The following is a 22,248-nucleotide window of genomic DNA, read 5'->3' on the forward strand; positions in this document are numbered from 1 at the left end:
GAACCTTGTCCGACATTTCGAACACAAAGGACAGCTTGTGACGACCGACGCTTCCGCCCCGGCGGCCCGCCGACCCGGTGAGCAGGCGCTCACCGCGCTCGGCCTGGGCGCGCCCGCCCTCGATCCCGCCGACGCCTCACCGCACGCCTTCCCCGGCGGCGGCCGCTGGCGCACCGAGATCCCCTCGTGCGAGGGGCCGGAGGCGCTGGCCGTCGTCCTGAAGGAAGCCTCGCGGCTCGACGTGCCGATCCACCGGATCAGTCAGGGCAGCGGGGTGTGGATGCTGACCGACGCCGAGATCACCGAGATGGTCGACGCCACGAACGAGCGGGACATCGAGCTCTGCCTGTTCACCGGCCCGCGCGGCACCTGGGACATCGGCGGCTCCGTCCGGACCGACTCGCGCGGCGGGGGCCTGCGGGCCCGCGGCCACGACGCGGTGGCCGGCTGCGTCGAAGACGCCGTCCGGGCAACCGAGTTGGGCGTCCAGTGCCTCCTCGTCGCCGACGAGGGCGTGCTGTGGACACTGCACCGGGCGCGGGCCGCCGGCATCATCCCGGCCGACACCACCCTGAAGTTGAGCGCGCTCGTCGGACCGGTCAACCCGGCCGCCTTCGCGGTCTACGAGAACCTGGGCGCCGACTCGATCAACGTGCCCAGCGATCTGACGCTCGATCACCTCACCGAGATCCGGCGGGTGTCGGCCGCCCCGATGGACATGTACATCGAGGCGCCCGACGATCTCGGCGGTTATGTACGGATGTACGAGGTCGCCGAACTCATCCGGCGCGGTGCGCCGCTCTACCTGAAGTTCGGCCTGTCGAAGGCCCCGGGGATCTACCCGTACGGCCACCACCTGCGTGATCTGACCCTGAACACGGCCCGGGAACGGGTGCGTCGGGGGCGGCTCGCCCTGGACCTGCTGGCACGCCACGGAGCGGACGGCGACATGGCGCCGCTCGGTTCGCGACTGCCCGGGGCACTGCGACGTTTCGAAACACCCTCATAACGTTTCGGGCCGAGTCCCTTCACAAAAGCAGACGCAGTCACACACAATCCCACACACCCTCTTGTCCTCGGTCCGAGCCGCACCTCGTTGCCGGAGCGTCACCGCACCACCCAGACCGAGCCCGTCCCGACATCAAGGATGATGATCATGCGTACTCGTCGAGCCGCACTCACCGCCATAGCCGGCGCCGCCTCGCTCGCCCTCACCCTCACCGCCTGCGGCCAGAACAGCGAGGGCGGCAGCGAGGAGAAGGGCGGCAGCACCAAGGGCGCGACCATCGGCATCGCGATGCCGACCAAGTCCTCCGAGCGGTGGATCACCGACGGCGCCAACGTCGAGAAGGACCTCAAGGCCAAGGGCTACAAGACCAAGCTGGTCTTCGGCGAGGACGACCCCGACCAGCAGGTCTCCCAGATCGAGAACCTGATCACCCAGGGCGTCAAGGCACTCGTCATCGCCGCCATCGACAACAAGTCCCTGAACAACGTCCTCCAGCAGGCCGCCGACGCCAAGATCCCGGTCATCTCCTACGACCGCCTGATCCTCGGCACGAAGAACGTCGACTACTACGCGTCCTTCGACAACGAGAAGGTCGGCAAGCTCCAGGCCCAGTACATCGTCGACAAGCTCGGCCTCGAGAGCGGCAAGGGCCCCTTCAACATCGAGCTGTTCGCCGGCTCCAACGACGACAACAACACCAAGTACTTCTTCAACGGCGCGATGAGCGTGCTCCAGCCGTACATCGACAGCAAGAAGCTCGTGGTCAAGTCCGGCCAGACCAAGCTCACCCAGGTCACCACGCTGCGCTGGGACGGCGCCACCGCCCAGAAGCGCATGGAGGACATCCTCACCTCCACGTACGGCAACGCCAAGGTCGACGCGGTCCTGTCGCCGTACGACGGCATCTCCATCGGCATCATCGCGGCGCTGAAGTCGGACGGTTACGGCTCGGGCAGCAAGAAGCTCCCCGTGGTCACCGGTCAGGACGCCGAGCTGGCCTCGGTGAAGTCGATCATCGCCGGCCAGCAGTCGATGACGATCTACAAGGACCTGCGCAAGCTCGCCCAGGTCGCCACCGACATGGTGGACGCCTCCCTCAACGGCAAGAAGCCGGAGATCAACGACACCAAGTCGTACGACAACGGCACCAAGGTCGTCCCGGCCTACCTGCTCCAGCCGGTGAGCGTCGACAAGAGCAACTACGTCAAGGAGCTCGTGGACGACGGCTACTACACGGCGGACCAGCTCAAGTAAGCGTCGAACCTTACGGATTGGAAGGCACGACCATGGCGGGACCCGTCCTGGAAATGCGCTCGATCGTCAAGACCTTTCCCGGCGTCAAGGCGCTGTCGGACGTCACACTGACCGTCCGCCAGGGCGAGGTCCACGCCATCTGCGGTGAGAACGGCGCCGGCAAGTCCACCTTGATGAAGGTGCTCTCCGGCGTCCATCCGCACGGCACCTACGAGGGGGAGATCCTCTTCGAGGGGGAGCTCTGCTCCTTCAAGGACATCCGGGCGAGCGAGCAGCACGGCATTGTCATCATCCACCAGGAGCTGGCACTCGTGCCGTTCCTGTCGATCGCGGAGAACATCTTCCTCGGCAACGAGCACGCCGCGGGCGGGTTCATCAACTGGAACGAGACGCTGAAGCACGCCACCGAACTGCTGCGCCGGGTGGGCCTGACCGACCACCCGGAGACCCGGATCGCCGACATCGGCGTGGGCAAGCAGCAGCTCGTGGAGATCGCCAAGGCACTCTCCAAGAAGGTGAAGCTCCTCATCCTGGACGAGCCGACCGCGGCTCTGAACGACGAGGACAGCGGCAAACTCCTGGACCTGATCCTGGAGTTGAAGAAGCAGGGCATCACCTCGATCATCATCTCCCACAAGCTCAACGAGATCCGCCGGGTCGCCGACTCGGTCACGATCATCCGCGACGGGAGGTCCATCGAGACCCTCGACGTGAAGGCCCCGGAGACCACCGAGGACCGGATCATCACGGGCATGGTCGGCCGCGACCTCGACCACCGCTTCCCCGACCGCACGCCCTACGAGGGCGAGGTGGACGCGGCCCCGGCGCTGGAGATCCGCGACTGGACGGTCCACCACCCGATCGACCAGACGCGCAAGGTGGTCGACAACGTGTCGATCAACGTGCGGCGCGGGGAGATCGTCGGCATCGCGGGCCTGATGGGCGCGGGGCGTACCGAGCTCGCGATGAGCGTGTTCGGGCGCACCTACGGCCGGCACGCGGGCGGTCAGGTCTTCAAGGACGGCAAGGAGATCCGTACCAGGACCGTCGCCGAGGCGGTCAAGCACGGCATCGCCTACGTCACCGAGGACCGCAAGCACTACGGCCTCAACCTCATCGACACCATCAACCGCAACATCTCGCTGACGGCCCTGAACAAGGTGGCCAAGCGCGGTGTGGTGGACGAGCACGAGGAACGGCAGGTGGCCGAGCGGTTCCGCAAGTCCATGAACATCAAGGCGCCGACCGTGTTCGAGCCGGTGGGCAAGCTCTCCGGCGGCAACCAGCAGAAGGTCGTCCTCAGCAAGTGGATCTTCGCGGGTCCCGAGGTGCTGATCCTGGACGAGCCCACGCGCGGCATCGACGTGGGCGCCAAGTACGAGATCTACACGGTCATCGACCAGCTGGCCGCCGAGGGCAAGGCGGTCATCTTCATCTCCTCCGAGCTGCCGGAGCTGCTCGGCATGTGCGACCGCATCTACACCATGGCCGCCGGACGCCTCACGGGTGAGGTTCCGCGGGCCGAGGCCACGCAGGAAGTGCTGATGCGCCAGATGACGAAGGACAAAGAGGTAACGCGATGAGCACCGATGTGACGAAGGTCCCGGCCGCGGCGCCGCCGGGCAAGGGCGGGGGGTCGTCGTCCTCCGGCGAGGGCCTGCTCCAGCTGATGCTGAACGGGCTGCGCCGCAACATGCGGCAGTACGGCATGCTGATCGCGCTCGGCCTGATCGTCGCGCTGTTCGCCGTGTGGACCGACGGCGACCTGCTGCTGCCGCGCAACGTGTCCAACCTGGTGCTCCAGAACAGCTACATCCTGATCCTCGCGATCGGCATGATGCTGGTGATCATCGCGGGGCACATCGACCTGTCGGTCGGTTCGCTGACCGCGTTCGTGGGCGCCTTCGCGGCCGTCCTGACCGTGCAGCACGACGTGGCATGGCCCATCGCCCTGGTGCTGTGCCTGGTGGTGGGTGCCGTCGCGGGCTCGGTCCAGGGCTATCTGATCGCGTATCTCGGCATACCGTCGTTCATCGTCACGCTGGCCGGCATGCTGCTCTTCCGCGGTCTGACGGAGATCTTCCTGGAGGGCCAGACCCTCGGCCCCTTCCCGGACGGACTCCAGAAGCTCGGCAACGGCTTCCTGCCCGAGGTCGGCCCGGAGACCAACTACCACAACATCACGCTGCTGCTGGGCTTCGTCCTGCTGGCCTTCGTGATCCTCCAGGAGCTTCGTGAGCGCAGGCGCTCGCAGGAGTTCTCCCTGGAGGTGGCGCCGCGCAACCTCTTCCTGCTCAAGCTGGTCGCCATCAGCGCGGCGATCATCGCCCTGACGATGATGCTCGCCAGCTACAAGGGCGCGCCGATCATCCTGCTCGTCCTCGGTGTGCTCGTGGTCGGCTACGGCTACGTCATGCGCAACGCGGTCTTCGGCCGGCACATCTACGCGATCGGCGGCAACCTGCCGGCCGCGAAGCTGTCCGGCGTCAAGGACAAGAAGGTCACCTTCCTTGTCTTCCTGAACATGGGCGTGCTCGCGGCCCTGGCGGGTCTGGTGGTCGCAGCCCGTCTGAACGCGGCCTCCCCGAAGGCGGGCCTGAACTTCGAACTCGAGGCCATCGCCTCGTCGTTCATCGGTGGCGCGTCCATGAGCGGCGGTGTGGGAACCGTCCTCGGCGCGATCATCGGTGGTCTCGTCCTCGGTGTGCTGAACAACGGCATGAACCTCCTCAGTGTCGGCACCGACTGGCAGCAGGTCATCAAGGGCCTCGCCCTGCTGGCCGCGGTCGGGTTCGACGTGTGGAACAAGCGCAAGTCCGGTTCGTAAGTCATCTCGGGCCCCGTCGGAGCAACCCGGCGGGGCCCGCTTCCTTCACAGGAGCCGCTAGATGGAACTGAACAGACGAACGGTCATCGCCGGTGCCGCGGCCGCGGGAATCGCCGCGACGACGCTCGGGGGCACCGCTGAGGCAGCAGCCGGCAGCAGGAAGCCGACCAAGAAGGTCTTCGGCACCCTCGCCGACGGCACGAAGGTCCACATCTGGTCGCTGGCCAACGGCGGCACGCGCATGAAGGTCCTGTCCTGGGGCGGTGTCGTCCAGTCCCTGGAGATCCCGGACCGCAAGGGCCACTACGCCAACGTCTCGGCGGGCTTCGACAACCTCGATGACTACGTCGCCAAGACCCCGTACTTCGGCGCGCTGATCGGGCGGTACGGCAACCGCATCGCCAAGGGGCAGTTCACCCTGGACGGCAAGAGCTACCAGCTCTCCGTGAACGACGGCGACAACAGCCTGCACGGCGGCACCCAGGGCTTCGACAAGCGGGTCTGGGACGTCGAGCCGTTCACCAAGGGCTCGGACGTCGGCCTGCACCTGTACTACACGTCGGTCGACGGCGAGATGGGCTACCCGGGCACCCTCAAGGTGAAGGTGACGTACACCCTCACCCGGCACGGCGACTGGCGGATCGACTACGAGGCCACCACCGACAAGGCCACCGTGGTCAACCTGACCAGCCACGTGTACTGGAACCTCGGCGGCGAGGGCACCGGCACCATCGAGGACCACGAGCTGCGCATCGCCGCCTCCCGCTACACGCCCACCGACTCGGGCCTCATCCCGACCGGTGAGCTGGCGAGGGTCGCGGGCACCCCCTTCGACTTCCGCAAGGGCAAGCAGATCGGCCGGGACATCCGCGTCGGGCATCCGCAGCTGGTCACCGCCAAGGGCTTCGACCACAACTGGGTCCTGGACAAGGGCATCACGGCCAAGCCCGAGCACGTGGCGACCCTGCGCGACCGGGCGTCCGGCCGCACCCTGCGGATCTCCACCGTCGAGCCGGGTCTGCAGTTCTACTCGGGCAACTTCCTCGACGGCACCCTGGTCGGGCCCTCCGGTCACACCTACCGCCAGGGCGACGCCCTGTGCCTGGAGACGCAGCACTTCCCGGACTCGCCGAACCACCCGTCGTTCCCCTCGACGGTGCTGCGCCCGGGACAGACGTACCGGACCACGACGATCCACTCGTTCGGCGCCTGACCTGCACTGATGCGGAGAACGGGACGGGGGTTCCCGAACTCACACTTCTTTCACACCCGTTGAACAGCGCCACGCAGCAGTCCGTATGTAAGGGCGGCCCGTGCTCCCCCGCGCGGGCCACCCCATGACGACGGACCCGGTCGTCCCCGCCGGGTCCGCCCCATACGGAGGTTCGATGGCCGACAACGTCACCTCGTTGTTCCGCAGCACGACTGCGCACAGCCCGTCCATGGCGGCGCTGGCGCGTGAAGGCGGAGACGGGACCGGCCCGGTGGACTTCTGTATCCCCTGCAATCCCTACTTCCCCACCCCGGCGATGATGGACACCATGGCCGCACGGCTGAAGGACATCATCACCTACTACCCCAGCAGCGCCGACACGATCACCGCCGAGCTGTGCAACCTGCTCCAACTGCCGCCGCAGGCCGTGGCGATGGGCAACGGCTCGACCGAACTGATCACCTGGATCGACCACCTGCTGGTCCGCGAGTCCCTCGCCGTCCCGGTCCCCACGTTCGGCCGCTGGACCGACCAGCCGATGGAGACCGGCAAGCGGGTCGACATGTTCCCGCTCCAGGAGTCCAGCGGGTTCGCCCTGGACCTCGCGCAGTACGCCGAGTTCATACGCACCCGGGGCACGCGGGTCGCGGTCATCTGCAACCCGAACAACCCCGACGGCGGCTTCCTCCACAAGCACGCGCTCGTGCAGTTCATGGACGCCATGGCCGACCTTGACCTCATCGTCATCGACGAGTCGTTCCTGGAGTTCGCGGACGCCGAGCAGGAGCCGAGCGTCGTCCAGGAGGCGATGGTCCGGCCGAACGTCATCGTGCTGCGCAGCCTCGGCAAGAACTTCGGTCTGCACGGCATCCGCTTCGGCTACATGGTCGCCAACCCCTCCCTCGCGGGCAAGGTTCGCTCGATGCTGCCGAAGTGGAACCTCAACGCCTTCGCCGAGTACGTGGTGTTCATGCTCAAGGAGCACGGCGCCGAGTACGCGCAGAGCCTGCACCAGGTGCGCCGGGACCGCCTCGACATGGCGAGCCAGCTCGCCGCGCTGCCCGGCCTGACCGTCTACCCCTCGCAGGGGAACTTCCTCTTCGTGCGCCTGCCGGTCGGCGCCGAGGGCACCGTGGTCCGGGACCGGATGCTCACCGAGCACCGCATCCTCGTCCGCGAGTGCGGCAACAAGATCGGCTCCTCCAGCCGCTTCCTGCGGCTCGTGGTGCGCCCCCAGGTGGACGTGCGTCGCCTGGTGTCCGGCCTGGAACAGGTGCTCTACGGGACCAGGAGGGGAGCCGCCGTGCCCGAGCTCGCTCAAGGGACCGGCTACAGCTCGGGTACGGCGGCAGTGGACCGGCTGGTCGGCCAGACCAACGGGGCCGGACTCCAGGACCTCGCGGCGGTGGCCGTCGGCGGCGGAGGGATGAGCGCAGGCACGCCGATGCCGACCCCCCAGCCGGTGGCGGTGGCCGCGGCGCCGCCCATGGGGACGGCCGCCTCGATGGGAGCGGTCGCCTCGACGGGCACGGCCGGCTCCATAGGCACCGCAGGGTCCATGGGCACGGCCGGCTCCATGGGCACGGCAGGCTCCATGGGGGCGGGGATGCCGATGCCGGCGCAGATGCCCGCTCCGGCCCAGATGCCCACGCCCGCCCCGATGCCGGCCCCCGTGCCCATGCCCCCCGCCCCACCGGCCCCGGCCTCCTTCCCGCCGCCCGGCGGCCCGACCCCGCCGGGAGTACCGGCCCGTGGCGGGCTCACGGCCGCGCAGGTCCGTGGCATGACCGCCCCGGCCCCGGGAGCTCCGCAGGAACTCTCCCAGGCCCCGGCCACCGGCTGGCCCAACGCCCAGAGCTGGCCGAACGCGGCGGGGATGGGACAGGTCGGCTGAGGCCGCTCCGCCTGGAGAGCAGCAGCGCGGCCGGCCGGATCAGTAGGCGACCGGCCAGCCGCTGCTCCAGTTCAGGAGGTTGATGCCGAGCTTGGGCGTGCCGTTGTCGTTGCCGTCGTAGTAGTGGTAGACGATCAGGTCGCCGTCGGAGTCGTTCATGATCGACTGGCCGCCGGGGCCGATGTACCGGCCGTGCGACTCCAGGACCGGCGTGCCGCCGTTGTTCGTCATCGGGACGCCGTTCCTGTCGACGTACGGCCCGGTGACGCTGGTGGCGCGGCCGACCTTGACCTTGTAGGTCGAGCTGGTACCGGCACAGCAGGTGTCGTAGGACGCGAAGAGGTAGTAGTAGCCGTTCCGCTTCACGATGTACGGCGCCTCGACGGCCTTGGTCCCCGTCGGGCGGGAGGCGATCGAGTAGCGGGTGGTGTTGGTGGAGAGCTGCTTGCCGGTGGCCGGGTTGATCTGGATCATCTTCAGACCGGTCCACCAACTGCCGAAGGACAGCCACCACTTGCCGTCGCCGTCGACGAACAGGTTCGGGTCGATGGCGTTGTAGTCGCTGGCGGTGGTGGAGGTGTACACGGTGCCCTGGTCGCTCCAGGAGCCGGGCAGGCCGGTGCTCGAAGTCGCCAGCCCTATCGCTGACTTGTTGGACCCGAAGGTCGAGACGGCGTAGTACATCAGGTACTTGCCGCCCTGGTAGGAGATGTCCGGCGCCCAGGCCTCGGTGGCGTACGACGACCACCAGCCCGGCTTGGCGGAGAAGGCGTCGCCGCCGGCCGTGAACGCGATCCGGTCGGTGGAGGTGCGGTGACCGAGGCCGCCGCCGGTGCCGTACAGCAGGTAACGGCCCGCCGAGGTACGGATCATCGTGGGGTCGTGGACGGTGGTGGCACCGGTGACGGTCCCGGGGTTGGGGTAGGCGGAGGCCGTGCCCGGGATCAGGGCCAGCAGGAAGGCCACGGGGACGGCCAGGAGTGAGGTGCGGCGCACGGTGACGCTCCTTCGCAGGATGCGAGTGGGGGGATGTTCGATATGCCGATCACCGATCAGAGCTTCGGACGGGACCGTAGAATCGAACCCCTTGCGCGTCAATGGTCCGCGCAACCTCACCTGTCGTCAGTGGTCCTCAGGGGGCTCCGTGGCTGCCGTGCACGTGATCGTGTGGGACGACCGGGAGGGCGGTGGAGCGGGCGCACCGGCTCTCTTCGTCCACAACCTGCTGAGCTGGTGCAGCGATCCGACGTACGGGTTCGCCGGGCAGCGGCCCCTCGCGGCCGGCCGGCGGCTGCTGCTGATGGACCGGCGGGGTTACGGCCACAGCCCGGACACCGTGCGCAGCGACTTCCAGGCCGACGCCGAGGACGTGGTCGAGGTGCTCGACGAGCATGCGGGGGACGGCGGCGGCCACCTCGTGGGACACGGCAACGGCGGTGTCGTCGCGGACCTCCGTGCGCGGAAGCGCCCCGGGCGCCCCGGACGGCGTGACGCCGGAGCGGTTCCTGCGTGACTCCACGGAGGGCATCGGGCCGGCGATGCCGGAACCCACGCCGGGCCGGCTGCGGGCCGCCGCCACGTCGATGCGGGAGCGGCCGATCCGGGAGGCCGAGATCCCGCTGCCGGCCGTCCGGACCGCCGCCGTGCCGGTTCTGGTGGTCTGCGGGACCTGGGAGGACGCGCCGGCGGCGTACCGCGAGCACGTGGGCCGCCCGCTGATGGCTGTCGCCGAGTCCCTCACGGAGTCGCTCGGGGCGCGTCTCGTACGGGTGGATAAAGGTCGTAGGTCTCAGCCGACCTGCTCGAACACCATCGACCACCAACTGTCCGGCTGGGCGAAGGCGTACGGGTCGCGGGCCTTGAGGTACTCGACGAGCTTGTCGGTGTAGGGGGCGCGGTCCTGCGGCGCGGCCTGCTCCAGGTGCCGGGTGCGCAGCGCGAACCGGTACAGGAACTCGACGAGGTCGGCGAGGGTGCGGTTCACGATCTCGGCGCGCGGCTCCGCGTCGAAGGACATGAGGATGACGTAGCCGCGGTCCATGTCCAGGCAGTACCGCATCGCCGGATCGTCGGTGGGGCCGCCCAGGACGAGGATGTGGGTCTCCTCGCCGCCCGCGGCCACCGGCACCACGGTGAAGGGATCGGGTCCCTCGTCGGCGGTGTCGAGGGTGAACAGCACGTCGACGAAGACCGGGACGCCGACCTCGCACAGCACCTCGGCGTCGGCCTCGGACAGTCCGCGCTCCTCGGCGACGGCACGGTCCAGCGTGACCACGCGGTCCGCGCCGAACAGCTCCGTCATCTCGTCATGGGTGGCCATGCGTCCCTGCTTCCCCTCGTGCTCTGTCCGTGTCAGCCGGTGAGACCGGCCCGCCGCAGCAGTTTCAGCCAGTCGTCGTACTCCAGCAGCTCGTCGTCGATCTCCGCAAGCCGCGCGTAGTCCGCGGTGGCCAGCCGGTCCAGGAAGAACGCCTCCACGCCGGGCGCGAGCTGCTCGAAGCGCTCCGCGTCGACCCAGTCGCCGCCCGCTTCCGGGTTGCCGAGGACACCGCCTCCGGCGCGGTCGAGGAAGACCGGTGCCTCGTTGACCATCCCGATGCAGTACAGCTTCTCCGGGGACAGCGGCAGCGGGGAGTCGACCACCGGACCGCAGTAGAACTGGTGCTCCTCGGCCTCCGCAAGGCCGAAGAGCTGCACGTTCGGCCCGCAGCTCGCACCGTCCAGGATCCGGCAGAAGTCCAGGAACTCCCGCGGCACCCCGTCGGCCTCCGCGGCGGCCGCGGTCTCCTCGTCGATCGTCCCGCCGAGCGTGAAGCTCAGCACGTCCGGGCTCTCCGCCAGTGCCGTCCGCAGGGCGTCCACCGTGTCGGTCAGGCGGGACGGTCCCGGGCTCGCGCTAGTCATCTGGCCACCACTTGATGTCGATGTTGATCGGATTGCCGTCCGGAAGATCCTTGATCTGCGGACGTATCTGCTGCGTACCGATGTCGAAGTTGGTCGTCCGGTCCAGCATCCGCAGGTTACGCCACGCGTCCGGACCACCGGTCTGGAGTTCGTTGACGTGGTCGGGCTGCATCGCACGGGCCGCCACCGCGGCCTCCTCGGCGAACTCGGGGTCGTCCTTGTGGTTCCTGCGGATCAGCGCCTCCAGCGCGCCCTTGTACTGCTTGGTGATCTCCTTGTCCCGGTAGTCCTCCGTCCTGCCCTTGAACTTGAAGAGCTTGCCCTCCTCGCCGAGCCGCTGGAGGGCCCGCGCCTTCCGCTCGAAAGCCGGCTTGGGCATCCCGGGCTTCCACTCCAGGGTGACGGTGTGCGGGTCCTTCGTGGTGTCCGGCCGGTCCTTGCCGATCCCGCCGCCGTCGCGGACCGCGTCCTGGTCGCGGGAGCGCTTGACGATGCTCTGGAGCATCGTCTCGATGTTCTTGTCGTTGCGCGCGTGGTTGTCGCCCATCGCCCGCACGCCCTTGGACACGTCCTGGAGGTGCTTGTGGAGCTGGTCCTCGGCCTCCTCGATGGCCCTGAGGATCTTCTCGGCCCCGGTCTCCACGGCCGCCGCGAGGGCGCCCTTGCCCCGGGTGCGGTCCAGGCCGGCGCGGCTGCGGCGCAGATGGGGGCGGGCGCCGGACTCGTGCTCGTCGGCCTGCGAGGTGATGCGGTCGGCGAGCCGGTCGTGGAGGTCCTTGTCGCTGCGTACGGTGTCGCTCACGCGGCACCCCCCTTGCTGAAGGTGCCCGTGGTTCCGGTGGCCGCGTCCAGCCCTTCGGAGAAGCCCTCGCTGCCCGCCCGCAGGGTCTTGCCGGGGCTGTAACCGTCCTGGAGGCCCACGGCGTTGGCGCCGAGCTGGAGGACGAGGTCGGTGGCCATGTTGCCGAGCGCGGAGTAGACCGGGCCCATGGCGACGGACATGAGCTCCTCGACGAGGAGTTGCTCGGCCTCCTTCAGCAGCCGCCGCACGATGAGGCGGGTGGCCTGGGTGGCGCCGAGCGCGCCGACCTCGGAGAGCCCGAGCGTGAAGGGTGCGGCGGCCTGGGCGGCGATGATCTCGGCGGCCAGGATGCCGAGTTGGACGATGGCGGCCACCTTGGCTCCGGCCACGGCGATCGCGGCACCGTCCAGGGCCATCGCCCCGAGGTCGGCGGCTTCCCCGAGCCGTTCCAGGTGTACGTCGCTGACCTTGCCCCAGTGCTGCTGGAAGGCCGCGGTCGCGATGCCCTCGTTGCCCTCCAGGAACTCCCGGACGACGCTCGCCGTGGCGTCCTTGCCCTCCCGCATCTGGGCGGCGAAGGAGCGCAGGCCGTCGGCCATGTCCCGGTAGTCGTCCTCGTCGACGTTCGGCCACTCGACGCCGATGAGGTCCAGCACCCAGGCGGCCTCGTCGGGCAGCACGACCCCCATGCTCGTTCCCCCTTTGTCTTGGCAGGACCATTTCAGGTCACGCGTACGACGGCCGAACTTTACTACGGGGGGCCGGAATTGCTGGAGGGTCGGGAGGGGATGGGGTGGGGGACGGGACCGGGAACGGACGATGTCCGGAGGTCATCGAGAGGACGCCGGAATCGGGCCGCCGCTGGAGCTGGGACCCGATGTCAGCGGCTCTCGCAGGCGTCTGCGGTGTGCGGCGGCGGCCGGAGCGGTCCTGGCCGTGCTCTCCCCCTGAGTGGGCCCGTGCCAGGCCGGGGTCCAGGCTCAGCGGCGCTCGTCGAACTCGGCGCCGACGCCAGTGCTCGGGGGTGGCCGACCTGCCTTGGCGTCACCCTGCGCACAATGCCGACGACAGGAGTGCGGGGCCGGTGCTCAAACCGGAGCAGACTTCACCGGCGACCGGAAAGGGCCGGAGCGGCGACAGCGCTCGACACCAGAAGACCGGCCCTGGCCGCTCCACCACTTCAGCGTCGGCCCGAGGAACCCAAGCCGCCCGGTCCGCCCAGTCCGCCTGGGCCGGAGTGTCGCCAAGGTCCCGAGGGCTGGTGAGGGGCGCTACGGGTCCCCGCGTCGGACCGTGACACGCCCTGGCCCTGACCCTCACCCGGGCCCTGGCCCTCGTGTTCGTCCTCGGTACGCCGCGCCTCCTGCCACGCACCGAACCGTTCGCTCGCCTCGCGGGCCTCGGCGTCGGTGCGCTGCTCCCCCGCGCGGCGGATCTTGTCGGCGCCGGAGAAGAGCGCGGCGGTGTACTCCGGGTCGGTGAAGGCCTGTTCGGCGGTGAGGTCGCCGCGCAGCACCCCGCGGGCCATCTCCCGCAGCTTCGGATCGGGTCCGGTGCTCAGGGTGCGCAGCGCGCGGAGCAGGCTACGGGCCCGTTCCTCGTCCTTCGCGACGCCCAGCAACTCCGACTGATCCACCTCGCGTCCGTCCGGCACGTGAACCTCCCCCTTCCCTGCGCTGGCCGCCCCAGTATCCAACAGCCCCGTGGGTCACGGGAGTCGGGGAACGCGACCGCCCCTCACGACGTGAGGGAGTCCCGCAGCGCCTTCGCGGTGACCGCGGGGTCGTAGCCGTCGGGAACGCCCTCGACCAGGATGATGTCGCCCTCGATGTGCCGTGACCTCAGCGGCGCGATCTCCTGGTACGCGTCGGAGTCCCACCAGGCCCGCGCCTCCGCGATCCCGGGGAACCCGATCACCACGACGTGACCCGGCCAGCTGCCCTCCTTCACCTCGTGCTGCGCGCCGTGCACGAGGAAGCGTCCGCCGTACGGCTCGAAGGTGGCGGTGATGCGCTCGATGTACTCGGCGATCTCCGGATGCGGCGCGGCTTCCCGCAGGTGGGCGATGCCGTAGGCGGTCATGGTGTCCTCCTGTTCGGTGGGGCTCCGTACACGGATGAGCCTGGCACGCGCGGCGAACGGGGGTCGATTACCCGAGGGGTAAGCGCCCGGCGAACTCAGAGACCCCCTCGGCGACACAAGCCCCACCGCGCCCAGCCGCCGGAGGCCCCGGGCCAGGCCACCGCCCCGTCCAGCAGCCCGACCGAACAACCCCGCCGCCCCACCACGAAACGCGCAACCCCGCAGAGCCGTCCGAACCCATGGTCCGGCGGCCCCGCGGGGCCCCGCGTCAGCCGGAGGCGGTCGCTGGGCCGAAGTCCGCCTCCAGCCGCTCCCTCCACCCCGCGTCCGCCAGCCCCGCCCCCACGAGCACGTCCCGCCAGTCCTCCTTGGCCAGCTGGACGGCGTCCAGGAGCCGGTCCACCCGGCCCTGTCCGCACAGCAGCGTCGCGGCGGCGATCCGTTCCTTGTCCTCCTGGTCGCCCCGGTCGGTCAGGTGGTTGACCAGCTCGGTGAGGAGATCGCCCACCACCTCGCCCTCCCGGCCGGGGAAGTCCTCCGCGATGCGCCGTTCGACCCGCACGGTAAGCCCCATTTAACCTCCTTGTCGGCATACGCCCCGATACGCTACCGCGCCCGACCCGTTCGACACCGCAAGCTGTCTCGCAAGAAACCTGCCGACCCCTCACTTTGCCGAATCCCTCCTGTTCGCCACCGGCGCCGCGGTATCCGGGACCCGTACCTCCCCGTCGCCGGCCCCACCGACACGGTCCCCGTCGCCGCCCCGGCGGTCTGCACCCTCCCCAAGGAGATGACCGAAGGCCCCTGCTACCCCGACGGCCAGTACGTCCGCTCCGACATCACCGAGGGCAAGGCCGGCTTCCCGCTCGAACTCGCTCTCACCGCCGACGGCTCGTTCACCGGCGGCACCGCACTCCACACCGGCCGGCTCTTCTTCGACGAGACGGTCACCGCCGGGGTCGACGCGCTGCCGCCGTACTCGGCCGACACGGTCACCCGCACCGCCCTCGTCCAGGGCGGGATCTACGACGACGGCGGCGCCGCGTCCGGCCTCCTGACCCTGACCGCCCGGGGCGGCAGCCCCTCGGCCGGCCACACCGGCGCCCTCGCCCTCACCCTCGGTGTCGAACGCTGACGCACCGGACAGAAGTTGCCCGCCGCCCGGAAGGCGGCGGGCAACTCTCGCTCTCAGGACCTCACTTGCCCGGGCACTCCTTCCACGCCATGTGGTACACGGTGCTGATGTCGCCGTCGGTCGAGTCCATCGTCATGAAGCTGACCTTGGAGGGCGAGGAGGTGCCCGCGTTCACGCGGACCTCGGTGTTGATGTTGAAGTTGCGCTGCACCCCGCAGGGCGCCCAGACCAGTTGGGCCCAGTCGGTGGTGTCGGTCGCCTGCCAGTTGTCGTTGTAGGCGCCGGGGAAGGTGTGGGTCTTGAAGGCGGTCTGCGAGGAGCCCTGGAAGTAGTACGAGGCCCGCTGGACGCCGCTCGCGCCGGCCTGGAGCGAGGCGAAGCCCCGGTAGTCCGCGCTGGCGATGGCGTACGTGAAGCCCTGCGGGACGTGGACGATCAGGTTGAGCTGGCAGTTCTTGCGGAACGCCGTGGGGTCGGAGTTGCCGCCGACCTGGGCGAGGTAGTCGCTGTAGGTCACCGTGAACGCGGTGTTGTCCTCGGAGACCGCGACGGCCGCCGTGCCCGCGGGACAGCCGGAGCCGTTCACCGTGGCGACGTTGATGACGATCTTGTCCGGGGGCGGGTCGACGAACCCGCCGGAGGGGTTGTGCGCGGGCACCACCGCGGTGACGAGGGCGGCGACGGCGCCGCCCAGAAGAAGTCCGCTTGCCATGGGGGGTCTCTCCTCTGCGCTGACATGTTGAAGCGTGGAGAACCTGTGTGTTTTTTGTGAAGCACCGCGGCGCTCGAATCGTAGGGAGCCCCCTGGGGCGCCGCCAGAGCGAACTCCGGCCATTCCGGCAATGGCCGAACTCACGTGTCAGCAAGCGGAGTTGGGCGGCTCAGGGGTTCTCCCACGCGGCCGGTTCGGCCGCGAGCCGCCGCACCGGCTCGGGGAGCGCGTCGCCCGCGATGTCGGCGATGGTCACGCCCTCCAGGATCTTGCGGACGTTGGCCCGCAGGGCGATCCACAGCGGGAGCAGGGGCTGTGCGGAACCCGTGTACTCCAGACCGGTGGGCCGCTCGCCGCGCACCGACACGATCGGCCCGTCGACCGCGCGGATGACGTCCGCGACCGTGATGGCCGACGCCTCGCGCGCGAGCCGGTAACCGCCGCCCCCGCCCCGCCTGCTGTCGACGATCCCGCCACGCCGGAGATCGCCGAGGATCCCCTCCAGGAACTTGTGCGGAATGTCCTGGACCGCCGCGATGGCCTCCGCCTTCACCGGCTCCGTGTCCTGCCGCACGGCAAGCTCCAGCACCGCCCGTACCGCGTAGTCCGCCCGTGCAGAGATCCTCATACGACAATTGTGCGGCGTCAGGGCGGAGACAATGGCACGCCACAATAGGCACACCACCCACACCACGGACGGACTGGCGCTAGCGCGGCACGACCAGGAGGCGCTCCCTTGGAGCTGAGCAGACGTACATTCAGCGCCCTCGCCGGCACCACGGCGCTCGGCTTCGCGCTGAGCGGCAGTGGTGGGGAGACCACCCGGGCCTACGCCTCCCGCAGCGTGCCCACCGGACCGGCGCCCGGCGCGCCCGCCGCCGACCGGGCGCGCCACAAGGTCGGCTACGACAAGCACTCGCTGCTCATCGACGGCCGGCGCCTGGTGCTGTGGTCCGGCGAGATGCACCCCTTCCGGCTGCCGAGCCCGTCGCTGTGGCGGGACGTCCTGCAGAAGATGCGCGCGCACGGCTTCAACGCGGTGAGCGTCCACGTGGCCTGGAACTACCACTCCCCCGGCCCCGGCCAGTACGACTTCACCGGCGTCCGCGACCTCGACCTGTTCCTGCGCACGGCCACCGAGACCGGCCTGTACGTCATCCTGCGCCCGGGCCCCTACATCGACGCCGACGTCGACGGCGGCGGCTTCCCGGGCTGGCTCGCGGCGACCGGGGGCCGGGCCCGCACCTCCGACCCCACCTATCTGTCGTACGTCGACGAGTGGCTGACCGAGGTGAACGCGATCGCCGCCCGGCACCTGTTCACCCAGGGCAGGGGCACGGTCCTGCTCTACCAGATCGAGAACGGGTACGACGCCTTCGTCGACGAGCCCCTCGGCCGGGACTACATGTCCCACCTGTACAAGAAGGTGCGGGCGGACGGGATCGACGTCCCGCTGTTCCACAACGACAAGGGCAGGAACGGCCACTGGACCCCCGGCTCCTTCAACACCGGCGGCGAGGAGCGCGGTTGGCTCTACGGCTTCGACGGATACCCGCTGCCCGACGAAGTGCCGCCGGACTGGGGCGACTTCGGCGAGGGCGGGCTCAGGGGCGGGGCGACGGCCAGTCCCGGGACGCCCGGCTTCCTGCCGGAGTTCGGCGGGGGCCGGCCCGATCCGTGGGGCGGGGCCGCCTTCGACGGCAAGGGGTACGCCGGGGCGCGGTACAGCCGGGACGCGGCCTACGAGCGGCGCTTCCAGCTCACCAACCTCGCCAACGGCATCACCGTGCACAACGTCTACATGACCTTCGGCGGCACCTCCTGGGGCTGGCTGCCCGCGCCGCAGGTCTACACGTCGTACGACTACGGGGCGGCGATCGACGAGGCCCGCCGGCAGACCCCCAAGCTGGCCCCCCAGCACCAGCTCGGCCATCTCCTGCGCACGGTGCCGGACTTCGCCAAGCTGGACCGGGCCGACCCGGTGCGGGCCGCCGACGAGCGGCTGAAGGTGTACCACCTGACCAACCCGGACACCGGGTCCCATGTGTACGTCGTGCGCAACGACACCGACGCGCCGATCACGACGACCATCCCGGACGCCGGGATCGACGTGGCGTTCACCGTCGCCCCGCACGACGCCCGACTGCTGGCCGCGGGACTCCAGTTGGGCGGACGCACCCTCAAGTACGCCACCGCGCAGCCCATGATGAGCCTGAGGGTCGGGCGGACGGACGTCGCCGTCTTCACGGCCCCGCACGGCGAGATGGCCCAGGTCCTGCTGGAGTGCCCGGAGGAGCCCCTGGTCACCCGGGGCGACGCGGAACCCGCGTGGAACTACGACCTCGGCGTCCTCAGGGTCACCGCGCCGATGGGCGTCGGCGGGCTGGCCCGGGTGCGGATCGAGGGCGGCGGCAGCGACACCCCGCTGCTGCTGATCCTCGCCGACGACCCGGCCGCACTGCGGCTGTTCCCGGTGGACACCCCGACCGGACCGGTGCTGGTGTACGGGCCGTCGCTGGTGCGCGGGGTCACCCTGGACGGCGCCACCGCCCATCTCACCGGCGACACCGTCGAGGGCACGGGCATGGAGGTGTGGGGGCCGCGCGGGATGGCCCGGATCACCTGGAACGGACGCCCGCTGCGCGTCTCCCCCACCCCCATGGACAGCCTGCGGGCCGACATGCCGGCCACGCCCGGGCAGCTCCCCGTCCCGGCGGTGGGCGAGGTGCGGCTGCCCGCGCTGGGCGGCTGGCGGCGCCGTACCGAGAACTTCGAGTCCGTCCCGGACTACGACGACTCCGGCTGGACCCGGGCCGACCGCACGAGCTCTTGCAGCATCACCCCGGTCCCGAAGGGCCAGCCGGTGCTGTTCGCCGACGACTACGGCTTCCACTACGGCGACGTCTGGTACCGGGGGCGCCTGACGGGCGCGGACGAGCTGGAGTCGGTGTCCCTGTCCTACAGCACCGGCACCCAGGGGCTGCTGATGGCGTGGCTGGACGGCGAGCCGCTGGGCACGCACCGGATGCCGGTGCCGGACCGGAGCACGGCCGGCAGGGGCACGTGGACGGCGACGGCCGCCTTCGACGTGCCGCCGCCCTCGGGGCACACGCCCCGCGTCCTGTCCGTGCTGGTGCGGCGGATGGCGCACGACATGGACGGCGGGTCCGCCGACTCCCACAAGGCGGCCCGGGGACTGACCGCGGTCACCTTCAAGGGCGGTGCGCCGAAGGTGAGTTGGCGCATCCAGGGCGGGACGGCCGCCGACCCGGTGCGCGGGCCGCTCAACAACGGCGGGCTGTACGGGGAGCGCAAGGGCTGGCACCTGCCGGGCTTCGCGGAAGAGCACTGGGAGAACACGGAGTTGCCGCGCGCCGACCGGCGCCAGGGAGTCACCTGGTACCGGACGACGTTCCGGCTCGCCGTGGACGCCGGTATCGACGCCTCCGTCGGTCTCACCCTCGACGACGACCCGGAGCGCGCCTACCGCGTCCAGATCTTCCTCAACGGCTGGAACATGGGCCAGTACGTCAACGACGTGGGCCCGCAGCACACCTTCGTCCTGCCCAACGGCATCCTGCGCACCCGCGGCACCAACACCCTGGCGCTGGCGGTGCTGTCCGACGGGACGACGGAGTCGGGGCCCGGTGACGTACGGCTGAGACTGCTGGGGACTTCGGCCGGGGGAGTGCCGGTGGCACCGGTGGACTCCCCCGGCCGCTGAACCCGTCAGGCGAGCCGGATCACGTTCCAGGACAGCGGCTCCAGTACGGCGGTGAGGACGCCGTCCTTCAGCGCGGTGCCCTCGGCCGCGTGCGGGGCGACCCGGTCGGGGGCGTCGAGGGTGTTGCGGGCGTCCGGGTCGGCGTCGGCCAGGACGCTGTGCTCGACGACCTCCGTCAGGTCGAGGCCGCTCAGGGCGACTTCGAGCGGCAGCGACCCGGTGCGGCCGCGGTTGACGGCGAAGACGGTGACCGAGCCGTCCTCGGCACGGACCGCGGTGGCGTGCAGGAGGTCCGTCTCGCCGAACTTCCTCGTCTCGTACGTCGGCGAGTCGACCCGGACGTCGAGGACCTCGCCGCGGCCGTGCTTCGAGGCCTGGGCGAACGGGAAGAACGTCGTCTGGCGCCAGGCCGGGCCGCCGGGCTCGGTCATGATCGGGGCGATCACGTTCACCAACTGGGCGAGACAGGCGACGGTGACGCGGTCCGCGTGCCGCAGCAGGGCGATGAGGAGGGAACCGAAGACGACCGCGTCCAGGACGCTGTAGTTGTCCTCCAGGAGGCGCGGGGCCTCCGCCCAGTCCCGGGTGCCGGAGTTCTCGATCTCGTGCCACTTCGACATGTACCAGACGTTCCACTCGTCGAAGGAGAGGTTGATCTTCTTCTTCGACTTCAGCTTCGCGCCGATGTGGTCGGCGGTGGCGACCACGTTCTCGATGAAGGACTCCATGTCGACGGCGGAGGCGAGGAAGGAGTCGATGTCACCGTCCTCGGGCTGGTAGTAGGCGTGCAGGGAGATGTGGTCGACGAGGTCGTACGTCTCCTCCAGGACCGTCGCCTCCCAGGCGGCGAAGGTCGGCATGGCCTGGCTGGAGGAGCCGCAGGCGACGAGTTCGACGCCCGGGTCGATCTGGCGCATCGCGCGGGCGGTCTCGGCGGCGATCCGGCCGTACTCCTGGGCGGTCTTGTGGCCGGTCTGCCAGGGGCCGTCCATCTCGTTGCCCAGGCACCACAGCCTGATGCCGAAGGGGTCCTTGTCGCCGTGGGAGACACGCAGGTCGGACAGGGCCGTGCCGGCGGGGTGGTTGGCGTACTCCTGGAGTTCGAGGGCCTCGGCGACGCCGCGGGTGCCGAGGTTGAGGGCCATCATGGGCTCGGCCTGGGGGCCGATCTTCTTCAGGAAGGCGATGTACTCGGAGAGGCCGAAGCGGTTGGTCTCGGTGGAGCGCCAGGCGAGGTCGAGGCGGCGGGGGCGGTCCTCGACGGGGCCGACGGAGTCCTCCCACTTGTAGCCGGAGACGAAGTTGCCGCCGGGGTAGCGGACGGCGGTGACGCCGAGTTCGCGGACGAGCTCCAGGACGTCGGTGCGGATGCCGTCCTCGTCGGCGGCGGGGTGGCCGGGCTCGAACACGCCGGTGTAGACGCAGCGGCCGAGGTGTTCCACGAAGGAGCCGAAGAGACGGGGGTTGACCTGGCCGACCTTGAAGGCGGGGTCGAGGGTGAAGCGGGCGGTGGACGTGCTCATGGGTGCCTTTCAGGAGGGGAGTTGCTCGACAACCGGCCAGTCACGCACCCAGCCGAGCCTGTTCAGGCCCAGCTTCGGTGTGCCGTTGTCCTGTGCGTCGTAGTAGTGGTAGGCCAGCCAGTCCTGGCCGTGGGTGCGGAAGACGGACTCGCCTCCCGTGCCGATGTACCTCCCGTGTCCGGCCAGCAGCAGGTCGCCGCCGCCCGCCAGCATCGGTGTGCCGGTGCTGTCGGCGTACGGCCCCGTGACCGTGGTGGATCGTCCGACCCTGATCTTGTACGTGGAGTCCGCTCCGGCACAACAGGTGTCGTAGGAGGCGAAGAGGTAGTAGTAGCGGCCGTGCCGCACGATGGACGGGCCCTCGACGGCGTACGGGGCGTCCGGGCGGGTGGCCAGGTGGTGCACGGCGGCACCGGGGAGTGCCTTGCCGGTGGCGGGGCTGAGCTCGACCATGCGGATGCCGGTCCAGTACGAGCCGAACGACATCCACAGTCTGCCGTCCGCCCGGACGATCGCCGGGTCGATGGCGTTCCAGGAGTCGGTGGTCTCGGAGGTGAGGACCTTGCCGTGGTCGGTCCAGGTGCCGGGGAGGCCGGAAGGGGAGGTGGCCACGCCGATGGCGGAGTGGTTGGTGCCCCAGGACGAGACGGCGTAGTAGAGCCAGTACCGGCCGGCCCGGTAGGAGATGTCGGGCGCCCAGGGGTCCCCGGTGTCGTTGTACTCGTACCACCACGCCGGCGGTTCGGCGAAGGCGTTGCCCGCGTCGGTCCAGTGCCGGAGGTCCTTCGACAGCCGGGCCCCGATGACACCGCCGGTCGAGTAGGCCACGTACCCGCCGGACTTCATCCGGATGACGGTCGGGTCATGGATGATCTGCTGCCCGCTGAGCGGAAGCGGATCGGGATACCCGGTGTCCGCCCGTGCCGACCCCGGCAGCAGTGCGACGAGGGCGGCGGCCAGCACGCCGGCGAGTCTGAGACGCATCGACTGTGACTCCCTGTCTCGGTGACGCCCCATGGGGGCCGGATGCGATCGGTACGACGAGGCGAGGCCGCCGTCGGCCGGGACGTGGCGGTGGCGGGCCCGGGACGACCAGGGGCAGGTGGTCGTCCCGGGTCGGCGGAGAGCCGTGCCCGGCGCGGCGGACACCGCCGGCGCCCAGAGGACGT

Annotated in this window: 21 protein-coding genes; 9 read left to right on the plus strand and 12 right to left on the minus strand. The window is 70.0% G+C overall.

The features are described from left to right. Window positions 1–37 precede the first annotated feature (37 nt). The 6 genes from ACIQJT_RS05675 to ACIQJT_RS05700 all read left to right on the plus strand — a co-directional run bounded on the left by ACIQJT_RS05675 (window position 38) and on the right by ACIQJT_RS05700 (window position 8,197). Window positions 38–1,009, plus strand: a complete 972-nt coding sequence (locus ACIQJT_RS05675) for a hypothetical protein (protein ID WP_365450793.1) — start codon at window positions 38–40, stop codon at window positions 1,007–1,009. Between the two features lie 147 nt (window positions 1,010–1,156). Continuing rightward, entirely contained in the window at window positions 1,157–2,263 is a 1,107-nt protein-coding gene (chvE, locus tag ACIQJT_RS05680) for a multiple monosaccharide ABC transporter substrate-binding protein (RefSeq protein ID WP_365450791.1), read from the plus strand. Window positions 2,264–2,295: 32 nt separating this feature from the next. Continuing rightward, window positions 2,296–3,846 (plus strand): multiple monosaccharide ABC transporter ATP-binding protein, encoded by a 1,551-nt coding sequence (gene mmsA, locus ACIQJT_RS05685; RefSeq protein ID WP_365450789.1) that lies wholly within the window; start codon window positions 2,296–2,298, stop codon window positions 3,844–3,846. Beyond that, window positions 3,843–5,090: a multiple monosaccharide ABC transporter permease gene (gene mmsB, locus ACIQJT_RS05690; protein ID WP_365450787.1), complete on the plus strand. Its 1,248-nt coding sequence runs from the start codon at window positions 3,843–3,845 to the stop codon at window positions 5,088–5,090. The genes mmsA and mmsB overlap by 4 nt, the downstream gene beginning before the upstream one ends. A 61-nt stretch (window positions 5,091–5,151) precedes the next feature. Beyond that, entirely contained in the window at window positions 5,152–6,303 is a 1,152-nt protein-coding gene (locus tag ACIQJT_RS05695) for an aldose epimerase family protein (protein WP_365450786.1), read from the plus strand. 175 nt (window positions 6,304–6,478) lie between these two features. Next, window positions 6,479–8,197 (plus strand): aminotransferase class I/II-fold pyridoxal phosphate-dependent enzyme, encoded by a 1,719-nt coding sequence (locus ACIQJT_RS05700; RefSeq protein WP_402640188.1) that lies wholly within the window; start codon window positions 6,479–6,481, stop codon window positions 8,195–8,197. A 39-nt stretch (window positions 8,198–8,236) separates the two neighbouring features. On the opposite strand, the gene ACIQJT_RS05705 is transcribed toward ACIQJT_RS05700, so the two are convergent. Further along, window positions 8,237–9,193: an arabinan endo-1,5-alpha-L-arabinosidase gene (locus ACIQJT_RS05705; protein ID WP_402640190.1), complete on the minus strand. Its 957-nt coding sequence runs from the start codon at window positions 9,191–9,193 to the stop codon at window positions 8,237–8,239. A 148-nt stretch (window positions 9,194–9,341) separates the two neighbouring features. Here ACIQJT_RS05705 and ACIQJT_RS05710 point away from each other — a divergent pair, with 148 nt between their 5' ends. After that, entirely contained in the window at window positions 9,342–9,710 is a 369-nt protein-coding gene (locus ACIQJT_RS05710; RefSeq protein ID WP_402640192.1) for an alpha/beta fold hydrolase, read from the plus strand. Between the two features lie 276 nt (window positions 9,711–9,986). Here the strand turns inward: ACIQJT_RS05710 and ACIQJT_RS05715 are convergent, their stop codons facing one another. From ACIQJT_RS05715 to ACIQJT_RS05745, 7 genes are all read right to left on the minus strand, one after another. Then, complete coding sequence (locus ACIQJT_RS05715; protein ID WP_365450778.1) at window positions 9,987–10,517, minus strand: SUKH-4 family immunity protein; 531 nt, start codon at window positions 10,515–10,517, stop codon at window positions 9,987–9,989. Between the two features lie 32 nt (window positions 10,518–10,549). After that, on the minus strand, window positions 10,550–11,101 hold the full coding sequence (locus ACIQJT_RS05720; protein WP_365450776.1) for a hypothetical protein: 552 nt from the start codon (window positions 11,099–11,101) through the stop codon (window positions 10,550–10,552). Beyond that, window positions 11,094–11,903, minus strand: coding sequence for a hypothetical protein (locus ACIQJT_RS05725; protein ID WP_365450774.1), 810 nt, complete (start codon window positions 11,901–11,903; stop codon window positions 11,094–11,096). The genes ACIQJT_RS05720 and ACIQJT_RS05725 overlap by 8 nt, the downstream gene beginning before the upstream one ends. Further along, the gene (locus ACIQJT_RS05730; RefSeq protein ID WP_365450772.1) at window positions 11,900–12,592 is read right to left on the minus strand and encodes a hypothetical protein; all 693 of its coding nucleotides are present in this window, start codon (window positions 12,590–12,592) and stop codon (window positions 11,900–11,902) included. Before ACIQJT_RS05730 ends, ACIQJT_RS05725 begins: the two co-directional genes overlap by 4 nt. Window positions 12,593–13,083: 491 nt before the next feature. Further along, window positions 13,084–13,557 carry a hypothetical protein gene (locus ACIQJT_RS05735; RefSeq protein WP_402640196.1) on the minus strand — a complete coding sequence of 158 codons (474 nt, stop codon included), beginning with the start codon at window positions 13,555–13,557 and terminating at the stop codon, window positions 13,084–13,086. 83 nt (window positions 13,558–13,640) lie between these two features. Beyond that, window positions 13,641–13,985 carry a DUF1330 domain-containing protein gene (locus ACIQJT_RS05740; protein ID WP_365450768.1) on the minus strand — a complete coding sequence of 115 codons (345 nt, stop codon included), beginning with the start codon at window positions 13,983–13,985 and terminating at the stop codon, window positions 13,641–13,643. A 268-nt stretch (window positions 13,986–14,253) separates the two neighbouring features. Further along, complete coding sequence (locus tag ACIQJT_RS05745) at window positions 14,254–14,559, minus strand: hypothetical protein (RefSeq protein ID WP_365450766.1); 306 nt, start codon at window positions 14,557–14,559, stop codon at window positions 14,254–14,256. Between the two features lie 216 nt (window positions 14,560–14,775). On the opposite strand from ACIQJT_RS05745, the gene ACIQJT_RS05750 reads away from it, so the two are divergent. Beyond that, window positions 14,776–15,120: a hypothetical protein gene (locus tag ACIQJT_RS05750; protein ID WP_402640199.1), complete on the plus strand. Its 345-nt coding sequence runs from the start codon at window positions 14,776–14,778 to the stop codon at window positions 15,118–15,120. Window positions 15,121–15,181: 61 nt separating this feature from the next. On the opposite strand, the gene ACIQJT_RS05755 is transcribed toward ACIQJT_RS05750, so the two are convergent. Together ACIQJT_RS05755 and ACIQJT_RS05760 are read right to left on the minus strand one after the other, a co-directional pair. Next, window positions 15,182–15,832, minus strand: a complete 651-nt coding sequence (locus tag ACIQJT_RS05755; RefSeq protein WP_402640201.1) for a DUF4360 domain-containing protein — start codon at window positions 15,830–15,832, stop codon at window positions 15,182–15,184. Between the two features lie 169 nt (window positions 15,833–16,001). Beyond that, complete coding sequence (locus ACIQJT_RS05760; RefSeq protein WP_356586851.1) at window positions 16,002–16,460, minus strand: Rrf2 family transcriptional regulator; 459 nt, start codon at window positions 16,458–16,460, stop codon at window positions 16,002–16,004. Window positions 16,461–16,568: 108 nt separating this feature from the next. Here ACIQJT_RS05760 and ACIQJT_RS05765 point away from each other — a divergent pair, with 108 nt between their 5' ends. Continuing rightward, a complete protein-coding gene (locus ACIQJT_RS05765) occupies window positions 16,569–19,556 on the plus strand; it encodes a beta-galactosidase (protein WP_402640203.1) in 2,988 nt (995 codons plus the stop codon). 5 nt (window positions 19,557–19,561) lie between these two features. Here ACIQJT_RS05765 and ACIQJT_RS05770 read toward each other — a convergent pair whose 3' ends face one another. Both ACIQJT_RS05770 and ACIQJT_RS05775 read right to left on the minus strand, forming a co-directional pair. After that, complete coding sequence (locus tag ACIQJT_RS05770) at window positions 19,562–21,079, minus strand: alpha-N-arabinofuranosidase (RefSeq protein WP_402640205.1); 1,518 nt, start codon at window positions 21,077–21,079, stop codon at window positions 19,562–19,564. Between the two features lie 9 nt (window positions 21,080–21,088). Continuing rightward, complete coding sequence (locus ACIQJT_RS05775) at window positions 21,089–22,063, minus strand: arabinan endo-1,5-alpha-L-arabinosidase (protein ID WP_365450758.1); 975 nt, start codon at window positions 22,061–22,063, stop codon at window positions 21,089–21,091. Window positions 22,064–22,248 lie beyond the last annotated feature (185 nt).

Source organism: Streptomyces sp. NPDC091972 (genome assembly GCF_044756385.1).
Classification (GTDB): Bacteria; Actinomycetota; Actinomycetes; order Streptomycetales; family Streptomycetaceae; genus Streptomyces.

Coding starts and splice junctions, on each gene's coding strand:
- chvE (WP_365450791.1), top strand. CDS start 1,157: ATGCGTACTCGTCGAGCCGCACTCACCGCCATAGCCGGCGCCGCCTCG.
- mmsA (WP_365450789.1), top strand. CDS start 2,296: ATGGCGGGACCCGTCCTGGAAATGCGCTCGATCGTCAAGACCTTTCCC.
- mmsB (WP_365450787.1), top strand. CDS start 3,843: ATGAGCACCGATGTGACGAAGGTCCCGGCCGCGGCGCCGCCGGGCAAG.
- ACIQJT_RS05695 (WP_365450786.1), top strand. CDS start 5,152: ATGGAACTGAACAGACGAACGGTCATCGCCGGTGCCGCGGCCGCGGGA.
- ACIQJT_RS05700 (WP_402640188.1), top strand. CDS start 6,479: ATGGCCGACAACGTCACCTCGTTGTTCCGCAGCACGACTGCGCACAGC.
- ACIQJT_RS05715 (WP_365450778.1), bottom strand. CDS start 10,517: ATGGCCACCCATGACGAGATGACGGAGCTGTTCGGCGCGGACCGCGTG.
- ACIQJT_RS05720 (WP_365450776.1), bottom strand. CDS start 11,101: ATGACTAGCGCGAGCCCGGGACCGTCCCGCCTGACCGACACGGTGGAC.
- ACIQJT_RS05730 (WP_365450772.1), bottom strand. CDS start 12,592: ATGGGGGTCGTGCTGCCCGACGAGGCCGCCTGGGTGCTGGACCTCATC.
- ACIQJT_RS05740 (WP_365450768.1), bottom strand. CDS start 13,985: ATGACCGCCTACGGCATCGCCCACCTGCGGGAAGCCGCGCCGCATCCG.
- ACIQJT_RS05745 (WP_365450766.1), bottom strand. CDS start 14,559: ATGGGGCTTACCGTGCGGGTCGAACGGCGCATCGCGGAGGACTTCCCC.
- ACIQJT_RS05750 (WP_402640199.1), top strand. CDS start 14,776: ATGACCGAAGGCCCCTGCTACCCCGACGGCCAGTACGTCCGCTCCGAC.
- ACIQJT_RS05755 (WP_402640201.1), bottom strand. CDS start 15,832: ATGGCAAGCGGACTTCTTCTGGGCGGCGCCGTCGCCGCCCTCGTCACC.
- ACIQJT_RS05760 (WP_356586851.1), bottom strand. CDS start 16,460: ATGAGGATCTCTGCACGGGCGGACTACGCGGTACGGGCGGTGCTGGAG.
- ACIQJT_RS05770 (WP_402640205.1), bottom strand. CDS start 21,079: ATGAGCACGTCCACCGCCCGCTTCACCCTCGACCCCGCCTTCAAGGTC.
- ACIQJT_RS05775 (WP_365450758.1), bottom strand. CDS start 22,063: ATGCGTCTCAGACTCGCCGGCGTGCTGGCCGCCGCCCTCGTCGCACTG.